At 65.0% G+C, this 13,091-nt stretch carries 18 protein-coding genes; 9 read left to right on the top strand and 9 right to left on the bottom strand.

Features of this window, described 5'->3' with window-relative positions; genetic code table 11:
• Positions 1 to 249: 249 nt before the first annotated feature.
• Positions 250 to 576 carry a transposase gene (locus tag VT84_RS23825; protein ID WP_157469772.1) on the bottom strand — a complete coding sequence of 109 codons (327 nt, stop codon included), beginning with the start codon at positions 574 to 576 and terminating at the stop codon, positions 250 to 252.
• Positions 577 to 646: 70 nt separating this feature from the next.
• On the bottom strand, positions 647 to 1,171 hold the full coding sequence (locus tag VT84_RS23820; RefSeq protein ID WP_082841242.1) for a helix-turn-helix domain-containing protein: 525 nt from the start codon (positions 1,169 to 1,171) through the stop codon (positions 647 to 649).
• A gap of 152 nt (positions 1,172 to 1,323) precedes the next feature.
• Here VT84_RS23820 and VT84_RS41765 point away from each other — a divergent pair, with 152 nt between their 5' ends.
• From VT84_RS41765 to VT84_RS41760, 4 genes are all read left to right on the top strand, one after another.
• Positions 1,324 to 1,449, top strand: coding sequence for a hypothetical protein (locus VT84_RS41765; RefSeq protein WP_255359508.1), 126 nt, complete (start codon positions 1,324 to 1,326; stop codon positions 1,447 to 1,449).
• A gap of 84 nt (positions 1,450 to 1,533) precedes the next feature.
• The gene (locus VT84_RS23815) at positions 1,534 to 2,331 is read left to right on the top strand and encodes a polysaccharide biosynthesis/export family protein (protein ID WP_082841241.1); all 798 of its coding nucleotides are present in this window, start codon (positions 1,534 to 1,536) and stop codon (positions 2,329 to 2,331) included.
• A 222-nt stretch (positions 2,332 to 2,553) separates the two neighbouring features.
• The gene (locus VT84_RS23810; protein ID WP_082841240.1) at positions 2,554 to 3,303 is read left to right on the top strand and encodes a calcium/sodium antiporter; all 750 of its coding nucleotides are present in this window, start codon (positions 2,554 to 2,556) and stop codon (positions 3,301 to 3,303) included.
• Positions 3,258 to 3,500, top strand: coding sequence for a hypothetical protein (locus tag VT84_RS41760; RefSeq protein ID WP_162271824.1), 243 nt, complete (start codon positions 3,258 to 3,260; stop codon positions 3,498 to 3,500). Before VT84_RS23810 ends, VT84_RS41760 begins: the two co-directional genes overlap by 46 nt.
• A 27-nt stretch (positions 3,501 to 3,527) precedes the next feature.
• Here the strand turns inward: VT84_RS41760 and VT84_RS23800 are convergent, their stop codons facing one another.
• A complete protein-coding gene (locus tag VT84_RS23800; protein ID WP_082841238.1) occupies positions 3,528 to 4,043 on the bottom strand; it encodes a YceK/YidQ family lipoprotein in 516 nt (171 codons plus the stop codon).
• A gap of 497 nt (positions 4,044 to 4,540) precedes the next feature.
• Here VT84_RS23800 and VT84_RS23795 point away from each other — a divergent pair, with 497 nt between their 5' ends.
• Positions 4,541 to 5,083 carry a hypothetical protein gene (locus tag VT84_RS23795; RefSeq protein WP_082841237.1) on the top strand — a complete coding sequence of 181 codons (543 nt, stop codon included), beginning with the start codon at positions 4,541 to 4,543 and terminating at the stop codon, positions 5,081 to 5,083.
• 153 nt (positions 5,084 to 5,236) lie between these two features.
• Here the strand turns inward: VT84_RS23795 and VT84_RS23790 are convergent, their stop codons facing one another.
• Positions 5,237 to 5,587, bottom strand: coding sequence for a hypothetical protein (locus tag VT84_RS23790; protein ID WP_157469770.1), 351 nt, complete (start codon positions 5,585 to 5,587; stop codon positions 5,237 to 5,239).
• 308 nt (positions 5,588 to 5,895) lie between these two features.
• Here VT84_RS23790 and VT84_RS23785 point away from each other — a divergent pair, with 308 nt between their 5' ends.
• On the top strand, positions 5,896 to 6,411 hold the full coding sequence (locus tag VT84_RS23785; protein ID WP_157469768.1) for a hypothetical protein: 516 nt from the start codon (positions 5,896 to 5,898) through the stop codon (positions 6,409 to 6,411).
• A gap of 39 nt (positions 6,412 to 6,450) precedes the next feature.
• Here the strand turns inward: VT84_RS23785 and VT84_RS41755 are convergent, their stop codons facing one another.
• Both VT84_RS41755 and VT84_RS41750 read right to left on the bottom strand, forming a co-directional pair.
• The gene (locus VT84_RS41755) at positions 6,451 to 7,044 is read right to left on the bottom strand and encodes an ISAs1 family transposase (protein WP_255359578.1); all 594 of its coding nucleotides are present in this window, start codon (positions 7,042 to 7,044) and stop codon (positions 6,451 to 6,453) included.
• Positions 6,935 to 7,609 carry an ISAs1 family transposase gene (locus VT84_RS41750; protein ID WP_082839626.1) on the bottom strand — a complete coding sequence of 225 codons (675 nt, stop codon included), beginning with the start codon at positions 7,607 to 7,609 and terminating at the stop codon, positions 6,935 to 6,937. The genes VT84_RS41755 and VT84_RS41750 overlap by 110 nt, the downstream gene beginning before the upstream one ends.
• A 209-nt stretch (positions 7,610 to 7,818) precedes the next feature.
• Between VT84_RS41750 and VT84_RS23770 the strand changes: the two genes are divergently transcribed.
• A complete protein-coding gene (locus VT84_RS23770; RefSeq protein WP_052552781.1) occupies positions 7,819 to 8,316 on the top strand; it encodes a hypothetical protein in 498 nt (165 codons plus the stop codon).
• A 64-nt stretch (positions 8,317 to 8,380) separates the two neighbouring features.
• On the opposite strand, the gene VT84_RS23765 is transcribed toward VT84_RS23770, so the two are convergent.
• Positions 8,381 to 9,304, bottom strand: coding sequence for a DUF1559 domain-containing protein (locus VT84_RS23765; RefSeq protein WP_052552779.1), 924 nt, complete (start codon positions 9,302 to 9,304; stop codon positions 8,381 to 8,383).
• Positions 9,305 to 9,411: 107 nt separating this feature from the next.
• The gene (locus VT84_RS23760) at positions 9,412 to 10,323 is read right to left on the bottom strand and encodes a hypothetical protein (RefSeq protein ID WP_082841234.1); all 912 of its coding nucleotides are present in this window, start codon (positions 10,321 to 10,323) and stop codon (positions 9,412 to 9,414) included.
• A gap of 474 nt (positions 10,324 to 10,797) precedes the next feature.
• Here VT84_RS23760 and VT84_RS23755 point away from each other — a divergent pair, with 474 nt between their 5' ends.
• Positions 10,798 to 11,295, top strand: a complete 498-nt coding sequence (locus tag VT84_RS23755) for a hypothetical protein (protein WP_082841233.1) — start codon at positions 10,798 to 10,800, stop codon at positions 11,293 to 11,295.
• A gap of 606 nt (positions 11,296 to 11,901) precedes the next feature.
• Positions 11,902 to 12,507 (top strand): hypothetical protein, encoded by a 606-nt coding sequence (locus VT84_RS23750; RefSeq protein WP_082841232.1) that lies wholly within the window; start codon positions 11,902 to 11,904, stop codon positions 12,505 to 12,507.
• On the opposite strand, the gene VT84_RS23745 is transcribed toward VT84_RS23750, so the two are convergent.
• Positions 12,485 to 12,679, bottom strand: coding sequence for a hypothetical protein (locus VT84_RS23745; protein WP_082841231.1), 195 nt, complete (start codon positions 12,677 to 12,679; stop codon positions 12,485 to 12,487). The genes VT84_RS23750 and VT84_RS23745 overlap by 23 nt on opposite strands.
• Positions 12,680 to 13,091: the final 412 nt, after the last annotated feature.

The following is a 13,091-nucleotide window of genomic DNA, read 5'->3' as shown; positions in this document are numbered from 1 at the left end:
TCCACTGCCAGCGCCACCGCGCCGGCGCTGATCTTCCTGGGGGGTGATCGGCATCGAAAAGGGGCTCTTCCGTAAAGCTGATGAAGCACGTTGATCAGAATGACGTTCAATTAGTATGCAGCATAACGAGTTGTGACTACCACGCGCGCTACATTTTCGTCCACGCGCGAATCGGGTAACTGCAATTACTGCAGGGGAGTTGCAACCCGTCATCACCAAGAGTGCGGAAGAGCCCCTTTTCGATGCCGATTACCAAACGTCCTTCTTCACGAACTTCCACAGGCGCTCGATCAGGTTCAGGTTGGGTGAGTACGAGGGCAAGAACAGTAACTCGATACCCAACTGCTTGGCCCTGCCGGTGACCCGCGCGCGCCGCTGATACCGGGCGTTGTCGAGGACCAGCGTCACGGGCGCCGAACCGCCGAGGGCTGCGATCTTGTCGAGCAATGCGCACACCGAGGTGGCCGCAATGTACGTGGTGTCGATCTCCGTCACCAGGGCGTGCGTGACCGCGTTGATCGCTCCCAACACGTTGTACCGGTGCCGACCCGACGCCGCACGCACGTGAAGCCGCACGAAGCACCACACTCAACCCCGGAACGACGCCCGCACGAAGTGCGACGCGCCCACGAAGTACACCACACGCCTACCGGCTCGCGCGTCCGCCAATCTCGGTTCCAGGTCCGCGTTTTAAAAAGTCCGCCTGTGTTCGGGCGTGCCCCTCGATCGTGTTCTTGGGCGGGACCGGGATCGGGGCCATCTTCAAGCACTTCATCCCCAGGTCGTCCTTCAGGAACGTGCGCACCCGTGACGCCTTCCGCCGGACGCCCGTCAACTCCTCGATGCGCCGGGCTGCGTCGTGAGCCGTGTGCGGCGGGTGCTTGCGGAACTCCTCTTCGATTGTCGCCCGGTGCGGGGGCAACGCGCTGGGTTGCCCCTTCCGGCCGAACAACCGGATGCCATCCAACCCCTTCGCGGCGAAGATGCGCAAGGTTCGCTGGACCGTGGATCGGGACACGTTGGCGAGTTCCGCAATGCGCCCGTGCGGTTCGTTTCGGCTCTTGAGCCAGAGGATCTCCGTGCGCTCCCGGACGCGCGGGTCGGGGTGCTGATAACGAGCGGCCGCGATCGCTTCGACCACGGGGTCTGGAAACGAGTGTACGGGACGCATCCTGCCCCCTCGACGGATCGGTGACGAACTGATCCTCCGCTACACGGCCCAGGTTGTTCAAGGCCGACTTGTGTCACTCCAGAGGACGCTGAGAATATTCTCGCCGTGTGAGGCACAACAGCGTTTGTCCCACTCCGAGGAGGTTCCGACCCATGATCCGCGTCGCTGTGCTTTTCGCGCTGTTGATCGGGTGCCCGGTGGTCGCGCCGGTGCGGTTCGCCCAGAACGCTCCAGGCGAACCGCGAATGTTAATGAGCGGGCGGCGCATCCCGCACTAAACAGACCCGAGCGCCCGACCGGTTGGGGTTGACGTTCTTGTAGGTGTTGGCGTATCGCCTCGGACCAACCGGAGGAGGTCCGACATGCGCGGGATCCGTGGCACGTTCACGTTCGTAACGGCGGTTGCAATCATCGGCCTGCTGGTGCTGAACTGGCGCGCCCAAGTGCAGACCCAACAGAAGCTCGACGCGCTGGCCGCGCTCGGTGCGGAACGCTCGGTCGCGGTTGCAGCAACCCCGGCGCCGACCCCGACTCCCGTTCCCGCGCCGGTCGCGCCGCCCGTGGCAGTGCCCCGGGAGCTTCAGAAGATCGCGCTCCCGCCTTACGTGATCGAAGCGCCCGATCAGTTGTCGATCGAAGTCGCCGTGAAAGACCCGAAGACCGGTAAGACCAGCCCGTTGCCGACGCAACCGATTTCGGGTCCGTTCCAGGTGCGCCCGGACGGGACCGTTGGTTTGGGGGAGTGGGGATCGGTCGCGCTCACCGGGCGCACGCTCGAAGAGGCGGTGTCGGCCGTTCGGAACCACGTCGCGAAGCGCGCGGAAAACGTGCCCGCGGAGAACCTCGTCGTGATCGTTGATGTGCGCGCTTACAACAGCAAAGCCTACTACGTCATTTCTGGCTCCGGCACCAACGGCCAGACCGTCTTGCGGTTACCTTGTACCGGGGGCGACAGCGTTTTGGACGCGATCGCGAACGCGAGTGGCCCGCTGGGGTTGGGGAGCAAACTGTTGATTCACATCACACGGCCGGGCAAGAACGGCGGCACGGCGCAGGTGCTCTCGGTCGACTGGGAGGGGATCACTCAGCACGGCGTGACGTACACGAATTACCAGATCCTGCCGGGCGACCGGCTGCACGTGACCCGCGCCGGTGATTGACCCGATCCTGTTGCGATGGCTTTTTGTAGCCGGCCTTTGTCAATGAATTGTGGCCTCTCGTACCCGGGGGTTCAACCCCGGGTGTGTTTGAATAGCGCCGATCCTGCTAACCCTGTCTAAAACGCTTACGCACCTACCCGGCCACCGCGTGCCTTCCGCAAATTGATGGCGCGCGTGAGAGCCGAGGAGTAGTATGGGCGCGGTAACAATTCGGGGGGCGCGATGCTGATTCAGGTGCTGATGTTCGTGGGCGGGTTGATCGTCCTCGCGGTCGGGGCCGAGGCGCTCATCCGCGGGGCGGTGCGGGTGGCCCGGGCACTGGGCGTCAGCCCGTTCGTCGTCGGGTTCACGGTGATCGGGTTTGGCACCTCGGCGCCGGAACTGGTCGTCAGCCTCTCCGCGGCCCTCGGCGGCAGCTCCGACATCGCCCTGGGGAACGTGGTCGGGAGCAACATCGCGAACGTCGGTCTGGTCCTCGGGTGCGCGGCGCTGGTGGCCCCGCTCGCCGCCCACATGCGGCTCCTGAAGGTCGAGGTGCCGCTGGTCATCGGCGCGTCCCTGCTGCTGTGGGCGCTGTGCTGGGACGGCCGCGTGGGGCGGGCGGACGGGGCGGTGCTGCTGGGCGCGTTCGCGGGGCTGGCGGTGTACATGTACCGCGGCGCGCGGGCCGAACCGCCGGTGGTGAAGGAGGAGGTGGGGCGGACCGCGGGCGCGAAGATGCGCGTGTGGGTCGCGGGGGTGCTGGTCGCGGTCGGGTTGGTCGCGCTCGTCGCCGGCGCGCACCTGATGGTAACGGCCGCGGTCGAAATGGCCCGCGCCCTCGGGGTGAGCGAGTGGCTGATCGGCCTGACGGTGGTGGCCGTCGGAACGTCCCTGCCGGAACTGGCCGCGGGGGCCGCCGGGCGCTGCGCGGGGAGGCGGACATCGTGCTGGGCAACGTCGCCGGGTCCAACTTGTTCAACGTGCTCTTGATCCTCGGGGGCACCGCGATCGTGCAACCGATGGACGTGCCGGCGACCGCGCTGGCGCTCGACCTCCCGGCGATGGCCGGGTTCGCCGTGCTGCTGATGCTCGTCGTCGCCAACGGCCTGCGCGTGCACCGGTGGGAGGGCGCGGTCCTGGTCGCGGCGTACACCGGGTTCGTCGCGTGGCAAGTTACCCGGGCGTAGTCGCACGCGCCCCCGAACCCGTTCGGGTCACGGCGCCTTGGGCAGTTTGTCGGAGCCGGGTACGGGCACCGGTGGCACCGTCGGGATCGGGGGCAGGTTAGCAGGTGGTTGACTAGTAGGGGTGGTGGGCACAGAGGGCATTGCAGTAGGCCGGCCAGCAGGGGGCAGTGTCGGCCGTGCCACCGGTGCCGCGTGGTCGGAGAACATCATGGGCGGTGTGGGGACCGGCTGGTTCACGTAGGTGAACGTCTTCGTGTAGGGCCACGTCACGATGTCGCCGACGAGACTGAACGGCAGGTCCACGGCGCAGAACAGCATGAGCGCCAGTTGGGGATCGCGCTCCGGTTCCATGTCCGGGTCCGCGCAGAGCCCGAGTTCCCCGTTCGCGGCCCGCTTGAGGTGGGCCATGTCGTGCCGCACCCCGCCGAACGGAGTTTTCCCGCCGTGTTCGGGGCGCGTCGTGAGCGTGTTCTTAACCGTCCCGCACCCCGTGATCGATAGGCTCGACAGTAGCAGCGCTACGCAGATCGCGCGAAAGTTCATTTCCCATCCCCCGGAAACGGACGTATCGGGAACAGCCGGGCGCGGACGGGCAGGAAAAGGTGGCAGGGCTGCGCGCTCGGTCGGGCTATTGCTGTGTTGAATTGATGCGTTTGGTTCATGGTTTTGTGGCACAGGCCTCTGGCCTGTGGAGGCGCTCACACAGGCCAGAGGCCTGTGCCACGAACACAAAACGCAAGTTTTCAACACAGCATCGGGCTATCTGATGGTCCATTTCGGCGACACGGAATCTCGATGTGCAGTAAGAATTGATTTTTTTCACGGAGAACGGACGAAACGGATTTAATGAGAGATTTTCACTTCAGTTTCCCTGTCAGCACGCGCCGCGCCTCTCATTAAAATTCTGCCCATGCTGAGATTTGCGCACCACACGAAACATTGTGATTCGCTGGTTTTTCCAGGCGATTGTGGGCGCGCGACGGCGTTTAAGTGGGGGGACTCGCACCCAAGATCCATGCCCCACATTAAGGGACTCGCTCATGATTAGTTCGGTTGGTTTCAGTTCGGCCACACTGTCCGTGTCGTCGCTCCAGCAGAAGACGACCAGCTCGTCGACCAGCGCCACGAGCTTCGCGCCCCAGACGGGCGACTCGGCGGAGATCTCCGGACCGGGCCAGTTGTTCGCCGCGCTCAAGGAACTCGCGTCCGAAGACCCTGAGAAGTTCAAGGCGGTCGCTGCGGACATCGCCGCGAAGATCCGCTCCGCGATCGGCGACACTTCTTCGGCCGACAGCACGGACAGCACCGATAGCACGAGCAGCACCGACAGCACATCGGCCACCAGTGGCCTGTCCCGACTGGAAGAACTGGCCTCGAAGTTCGAGGAAGCGGCCCAAACCGGCGACGTGTCCGTGCTCGCACCGCCGTCCGGCGGGAACCGGGGCGGGGTCGGCGCGTACAACCGGCAAGGCCAGCCGCAAGGTCCGCCCCCGCCCCCGCCCACGGACTCCTCCAACGGCATCGACCTGAAGTCGCTGTTCGATTCGATCAACGAAGAAGTGAGCCAAGCGCTGAGCGCGTAAACCTGCTGTTCCCGTCCACGGCTCCAGAGAACGGGCCGCCCCCCGGCCCGATTCATCCCGGTCGTTTCGCGCTATCGGATTTGCGCTAAATAGCTCCCGTCAATTGGGAGATGTAATATTGCGTCCGTCCTACGCTACGCGAAACTAACATCCTCATTGCGGTGCGACCTCGCGCTCGCCGGCCCACGCGCGAACGTCCTGAATAAACTGGTCGAACCCCGGGTGGAACACTTCCGCTTCCTGGACTTCCATTTTTCGCCAGCCGACCGAGAAGCGAACGGCCCGGCTGCTGAACATGTCTCGATCTTCGCCCAGGTCCGTCACCGACCACTTTTCGACCTTATCCCACGAAATGGTGAACCCACTGGGGATGGACGGAGTTTTGGAAATCCCGTCAGGGCCGACGGTCACGCGCATTCGTATGGCGGCGAGCCCACCTACGGCGCCAAGTGCTCCGCACACGCCGAATGCGCCCGTGAGGGCCACCGCCGACAGGGTGGACACCAACACAATCGCGGCGCCAAACATCAGAAACGGAACTGAGCAGGCGAGAACCAGCCACCCCTGGTCACGTCGCCCTCGATAGACGGTCGGTTGTTGCATGCTGATGTGGCTCAACACCCCCGGGCAAAGGACGCGATTGTACACCGCGAAGCGTACCGCGTCACTTCCGCATTTGGTGAGGCATTTTAGCACCGGTTGCGCGGCCCGAATTCCCCTTGCCCCGCCGGGCACTACGCGGCATAGGGTCCGCATTCCAGCTAATCCATAGACTCCACCTGCGGACCGGGGCGCAAGCAATGGTGCATCACATGCGCAGTGTGATCGTGCTCCTGGCGTTCGTTGTTAGTAGTGCGGGCTGCTTGCACACTAACTCGGCGCTTGCCCCGAAAACCTCGCCGGCGCCCGAATCAACTTTACCGCAACCGTCCGGCCCTCTGACGCTCGTACCGGATGGCACCTGCCTTCACCCGGCTATGCCATTTAATCTGGCTTTCGCTTTGGATCTGCCGAGCGATCAGCGCCCGAGCGAAGCAGAAGTCGCGCTCGCGCTCGTTGATCCCACCACCGGTGCGGCCGTCCGAACGGCGCGACGGTCGGTCACGTTTGACTCGAAGGGCCGAACCAAGGAACTCAAAGACGTATTCGATTCGAGCCAGTTTGGTGGCAAACAGGGCCGCCCGCTCCCGAATGGCGTGTTCGTGCTCGTGGCGCAGTTGCGGGTCGGCGGCGCGGACCTCGAAGCGCGCCAGCGGATTGAAGTGCTCATGGGCGATTGGTGCGGCACCAGAGGTCGGTGGTCCCAATTCGCTTTTTGGCAGTGGTAATCGCAGCCGGCGTGAAAGCCAGTGCCCAGGGCCGTTCCTTTATTCACCTTGCGGGATGCCGATAAGCGCCTGTGCTTGGTCCGGGTGTATTTGAAGTTGTTCGATGGCCTCGGGGTGATTCTTGGCCCGGACTCCGGACAACAAATGAACCACGGCATTGCGCAAGGCCGCGAGAACCTGAGGGGCGGTGCCCTTGCGCACCCGGCACGCGTCCTCGCCCAGAGTTACATCCCGGACGTAATGCAACGGATTCTCGATGCGCCAGTGATCCCGAACCAGGCCCAGAAGTGTCGCCGCGTCCGCTCGCTCCGCCGAGAGGCTGGTGATCCCGTGCACCACCTCCACCGTCCGCGCGCCCTTCACCATGCGCTCGCGCGTTACCTTGAAGCCCTGTTTGAGTCCCTTCCACATCGGGCTCACCGTCAGGATCCGCGTGACCTCAAGGGTGCGCGTCTCCCGACGCCCGTGGCCCTTGTCCGTTGAGGTGGCCGACCGGCCCGACGGCGCGGGCGTCGGGACCGGTTCAGGGGGAAGTAGCCGCCGCGATCGAGCGCGCGGCGGCCTCGAACGCGAACCCGCCCTCGATGTCGATGACCAGGGCCGGTTGGTTGTTCTTGGCCACGAGGACGTAATCGCCCCCGGCTTCGATCACCTGTTTCGCCAGATCCCGTTGGCAGAACATCGCGTCGCCCGTCACCACTTTGCCCGTCAGGGGCAGGATCCCCAGCAGTTCCAACGCGGCCTTGTGTTCGTTGGTCCGGGAATCGACGCGCACCTGAGCTAGAACCGCCGCGACCGCGGGCGCGAACGCGGCGACCAGGTGCAGTCCGGGCACGTCCCCGTCGCGACTCCCACGCAGGGTCTTGCCGTCGAGCGCGAGGTGTTCAAACGCGGCGGGGTCGATGCGCCCCTCGATCCAGCGCGACAGGGCGCCTTCGAGTTGTTGCGCGTCGAATCGTCGGAGCGTGCGCGAGAGCGTGGACGTGGTAGGCGTTTGGCCCCGTCGGAACCCGAGTGCGTGGGCCAGTGGGGTTCCGTGTTGTCGCCCGAATCGCGCGATCCCGGAGAGGCTCTTGCGTCCCATGAGCAGGGCCAACGCGACGAGTCCCAGAACGGCAGGCAAGGGGTGGACACGACCGTGGCGACTGCGTGGGTCGGGGAGCGTGGCGAGCGCGTCGTACAGGGTGCGAGGGGGCATGCGCAACTCCGGGACCAAGAGGCAACGCGCCCCGATTACCCAACCGCACTCAAATCCACAACATGAAACAAGGAACGGCCCTGAGCCAGTGCCAGGGCGCGACCCGAATTCCCCTTGCCCCGCCGGGCACCTCGTGGCATAGGGGCCGCATTCCGGTTCGATCCACAGATCCCCGCCCGCGGACCGGGGTACGAGCGATGGTGTGTCGCATGCGCTGCGCGATCGTGCTCCTCGTCGCTGTGGTCGCCTCTGGCGCGGGCTGCTTCCACGCCAACTTCGCACACTTCCTGAAAGCGCCCGCGCCCCCGAGTCCACTGGTCATCGTCACGGACGACACCGTGCTCCACCCGAGTCTCGGCGTCGACTTCGCCCTCGTGCTGAACGTGCCGGCCGACCAGCGCCCGAGCGAGGCGGAGGTCACGTTCGCGCTCGTGGACGCCGAGACGAAAGCTCCCGTGCGAACGGCGCGCCGGACGGTCGCGTTCGGGGTGGCGGGGCGCTCGGAAGACCTCAAGGACGTGTTCGTCTCGCGCTGCTCTCCCGTTACCACCACCGGTGAACCGCTCCCGAAGGGCGAGTTCGTGCTCGTGGCGCAGTTGCGGGTCGGCGGCGCGGACCTCGAAGCGCGCCAGCGGGTCGAGGTGCGGGAGTTCGAGCGCACCTTCAAGTCGGATCACGTGCCGCGCGGGTTCATCCCCGGGAAGTGAGCACCACTCGTCTACTCGCGACTTCTCAACTCGACGCGCCGCGCGATTTCGCACGCGGGACGGGTTACTCGAACAGCGACGCCACTTCCCCGCCGGCCCGAGTGATACTCGCCGCGAAGGTGCTGATGTTGACCGTTTGCCGCACGAAGTGAACGGACCCGTCCCCCATGCAGACGTTCACCCCGCCCGTGTGGAAACTGTAGAACTCGCTGTCGTTCGAGCAGTTCATGACACACGGCCCGCCGTCTTTGTACTTGTTGCTCGCCCACGTAACCCCGCTGAGGCTGAAGCCGCCGTCCGGGTCGCCCCAGCCCCACCCGTCTTTGGTGCTCTTCAGGCCGGAGGAACCGGACTGCGCCTTGCCATCGTACCAAATGGTGGGCCGGCCCGCGTCCTCGCCGAACATCATGGTGTTCGAGAGGCCGTCCGAGATCGCCGTGATTTTGGTCGGGTTCCCCTTTGCCAGCACCCCTTGTAGCGCGAAGGCGTCCGTGGTGGGGGGCGTCAGATTGTTTGCCGAGTAGAAGTCGCTCTTCACCTCGTTGACCGACCCGTAGTCCCCGACCCCCGGGGGCTCTTCTCCGGGCCAGGGGTTAGCCCGGTCCTGGGGCGCGGACGGGCAGATGAACAGTGCCAGCTTTTTTCTCACAACGGTCAGATTCGGCTCGGTCTTCCACGCGACCGTCCAGTCGTATGGCAACTGGGCCAGGGCCGTTTGTTCGATGTACGGCAAACAGATCGGCGTCCAGGAGTGCTTCGCGGCGTCATACGTCGGGCGGCTTTTGGGGAACTCCCCGTGCGCGCTCTCGTAATTGTGCATCGCGAGACCGAATTGTTTGAGATTGTTCGTACACTTCAGTCGCGCCGCCGCCTCGCGCACCTTCTGGACCGCGGGGAGTAACAGGCCAATGAGGACGGCAATGATCGCGATGACGACGAGGAGTTCGATCAGCGTGAAGGCGCGGCGGGTGGGGGCTGTGGTAGGCATGGGTGGTACCGTATTGGGATCAGCGGGGAAGAGATCGGGCGCAATAGCAATTGCCTGCCCCCGGAGCCGGCTCCGGGGGACAGGCGACTGCTAGAAGGTGCTTTTCGTTACGCTAGGTTGGCCGCCCCCGCGGTGGTCTGGTTGGTCCCGGCGGGGAAGGTGCCGAAGGTCGTGGACGCGGTCGTATCGATTTGCCAGTTCGCGCCGTCCTGCAGGCCGTCGCTGTTCCAGTCGGTGGTCACACCCAAGCGCGTCGGGACGAGCTCGGCGGCGTACCAGTTGCCGGCGACCGCGGTCGAGTTCGCCCCGGCCGCGCCCGCGACGCCCGAGAACGCCTGGGTCGTGTAGCTGCTGTCCCGAACGAGAATGTCCGGGGTGAAGTCGGCGTCGAAGGGGATCTTGGCGCCGTAGACGAAATCGCCCGAGTTTTCCTTATCGAGGTAGCCGACGCCGTCGAGGTAGGCCACGCCCGCGATCGCGTCGAGTACACCGTCGCCGTCGGCGCCGCTGCCCAGCGAGCCGTTGGTGTCCAGGTCCGCTTGCAGTGTGCCGGCGTAGGTGAGGAGCACGAAGCTGCTGGCCCCGTTTTCCAGGCCCTTGTAGCTGCTGCCGGCGGTCAGCTCGGGGATCGTGATGACGACCGAGGTCGAGGCGGCATTGGTGTACCCGTGCCCGGTCCCGGTCAGCAGGATGATCCCGCCCGCGTCGGCGATGTTGTTGTTATCGGCATCGAACTTCGATTTGAAGTTCGCGATGTCCGTTGCCGTGAGCTTGTAGGCCAGGTCCACGGACCCCGGGTCCGACGACCCGGTGCCCGGCTTTTCCCCTTCCAGCGCCACGATGTAGAGATTGTTCAACTGGCTGAGCGCGCTGCCCGCCGTTACGCGCAATTCGATGTACTCCGTCGGGCTGTCCGGGGAGCCCGGCGGGTTGACCAGAACCTCGTTGATCAGGACCGCCGGCATGATGCGGTCGTCCAGGCGATCGACACTCAACCGACGACGATTGGAGAGAGCCATCTGAGACCTCGCAGTTAGGAAAGAGTGGGCTAACGGGCGAGTGGACGTGGTGTATGCTAATTTTGCCGAACAGCTAATGCAAGTGGTCTCAAGATCGATTAACACCAACTTCATGGCTTATTCAATTTGTTTCGGACGCGATGCGGTGCGCGCGATATGAGCCGCTGATGGTGCAATGCTTTGTGTCTACGCCGAGAGCGCCTGAAGAAGACCCGCGGACCTTCACGGAACCCGGCGCGCGCCGACTTGCAACCCGCGGGCCAAGGTGCCGATAAATTCGTCGGCATCGTGCGCGGTGTGGAAGATTCGCTTAAGGCCACAGCGTAAGGCCGCGGGCGGTCCGATGTGTTCCCGAGTACGCGACAATCGTGCGGGCGCGATACAATGGTACCGCGGCCCGAGCGCTCCCATCACACCCACAATGCACCGGGCCGTTCCGCGATGCCGTTCGCCCGACCTTACCGGAGGGGCGCCATGAGCTGGGTGCGCGAGATCGCGTGGTTCGCGGCCGTCGGACTCGCGATCACTCTGGCCATCTTTCTGCTCCCGGGCACCAAGCGCCGCGGTGGTGTGGACGAGATGACCCAATCCGCCGAACAGGTGCGGTCCGGGCCCGCCGCGCGGCGGGCGCAACGGGCCGAGCGGCTCGCGCAGGTCCAGACCGACGGTACGCTAGAAACGTTGCGCTCGATCGGTCGCGTGTACCGGAGCCACATCGCGCAGACCAAAACGCCACCGACCGCGGACGACTTCCGCGAGCTGATCGGCATGTGGCGCGGGCGCCGCGACGACCAGCCGCCGGTGATCCTGTGGGGCGTGGACCTCGCGCGCGTCCCGAACCCGACCGGCACCGCGCTGGCCTGGGAGCGGACCCCGGGCGCCGACGGCCAGCGCTGCGTCCTGCTGGCCGACGCCGAAACCGTGAAGCTGATCCCGGAGCCCGAGTTCGAGAAGCTCCCGCGCGCGAAGTGAGGGTCGCTCGTCAAAAACACTTGATGTGAATTCCCACCGCGGGTACAGGTGAGCACTGGCGGCAATCGGTTCGTCGGCTCTTTTCGCGAGGCCCAATGCTTACAATTCTTGCCTGCGCTCTGGCAACCATGACCGCTCCCCAACTTCCCTGGGCTTCCGCTGAACGCGGAGGGAGTCGCATCGTCATCGTGGCTGCGTCCTGGGAGGAGGTCGATGAGCGGCTCGGAGAAAAGCCTTCCTCTTTCGTGATGGTTGGCTCAATCGGTGGTGGAGGGTTCACCAAATTTTACTCGAACACCGGTGTGACGGCGTGGCGCGACCCGGCAACAGACCTCATCGTCGGTACCTCAAACAAAAAGGGCGATCGAGTGCTTCCCGGTAAGTCGAAACGGTGAATCGGGTTCGGAAACCATCGAAAATGAAACGTGCCGTTTAGTACCCATTTCCCGGCGCTACTCACATCGCGCCGGCACGTGCCATTCGCTAATATCGCCCACCACCACACAGCGCTCTCGGCGCTGGTGAACGGCACCACACACAACTCGCGCGCAGCAAGCGCGAATCGCGGGAACGGTGTGCGCAGATTCACATTTCGGGATTGCAGCTATGCCGATGATTTCCAAACTGCGCGCAGTTCGCGCGTCCACCCAACCCGAACCCCGGACCGGCTCGCGCGAACTGCGCATCGATGCGGGCGACCACATCGCCTGGGCGCGCGGGATCGCGCGGGGCGTGCGCGCCGACTTCGGGTTCGCGATCGGGTCCGAGGAGGAGCTCGAACTGGAGGGCTGCGCGCTCGTCACGCTCACGATGCTCATGGGGCGGTTCGACGAATCCCGTTTGCCGCCCACCGGCGATCTGTTCGGCGCGTTCCGCGGGTTCGCCGCGACCTGGCTCCGCTCGGAGTGCCGGCGCGAGGCCCAGCGCCTGCGCAACGGCGGGCTGTACCGGACCACCGCGGGCTCCGCACTCACCATCGGCCCGCTGCCCACTTCGGCCGAGGGGGAAGAAGAGGTCACGGACCCGATCTCGTTGGAAGAACCCGACTATGACGGTGGGGCGGTCCCAGGGCGCGCGACCTTCAGGACGACAAAACGCGCAGCCGTTACGCCGAACGCCGCGGCCGAACCCGGGAATACCCGAGAGCGGTTCGCGGCGGTGCGCGCGCAACTGAAGAGGGGACCGGCCGTCACTCCGGGATCAGGGACTTGAACAGTTCGAGCGCAAGGTCGTCTAACGGGGTGGCCGTCCACTTCACCACGAACGCGAGCGCGGGGCCGTGAACGAGCCGTCGGAGGAACGCGCTACCGTCGGTGGCGCTGAGCTTTCCGTCTGCCACTCGTGCGGCAACCTTTTCGATCAGGTCCAGAACGGAACTATTCATTTTTTATCCTTGCGTGTGGTCTGAAGGGTAGTTAATATCTCAAACGATTCGCGGTTATGGGCGATCCGCGGGTCGCGACGCCGGTTGGGGAAACCCGCCGGCGTTGTTTTTTCTGCCACATTTCGCGCTTCAGCGCCGCGGAGCAGGGCACGTTCCCCCTGGACACGCGCTAACCGTCCGCGGGTGCAACCAACCTGTCACACTCAGCGCCGGTGCCTCAGCCCATCGGAACTGATCTCCTCCCGCACACGGACAACTGATCTCGCACGGACACGTTGGGGTAATCGGTACGGCCGGAGCAACCGGCTGAATCCGCGGTTGCGACCTGGGCACGATCAGGCCCGGTCGGTGGTCGCGGATGAACTCGCGGACCGGGCCGGCGGACACGTTCACCGGCGCGCCTGACCCGAAC

The organism is Gemmata sp. SH-PL17, assembly GCF_001610855.1.
GTDB lineage: Bacteria > Planctomycetota > Planctomycetia > Gemmatales > Gemmataceae > Gemmata > Gemmata massiliana.
This window is presented reverse-complemented; position numbering and strand designations above follow the sequence as displayed.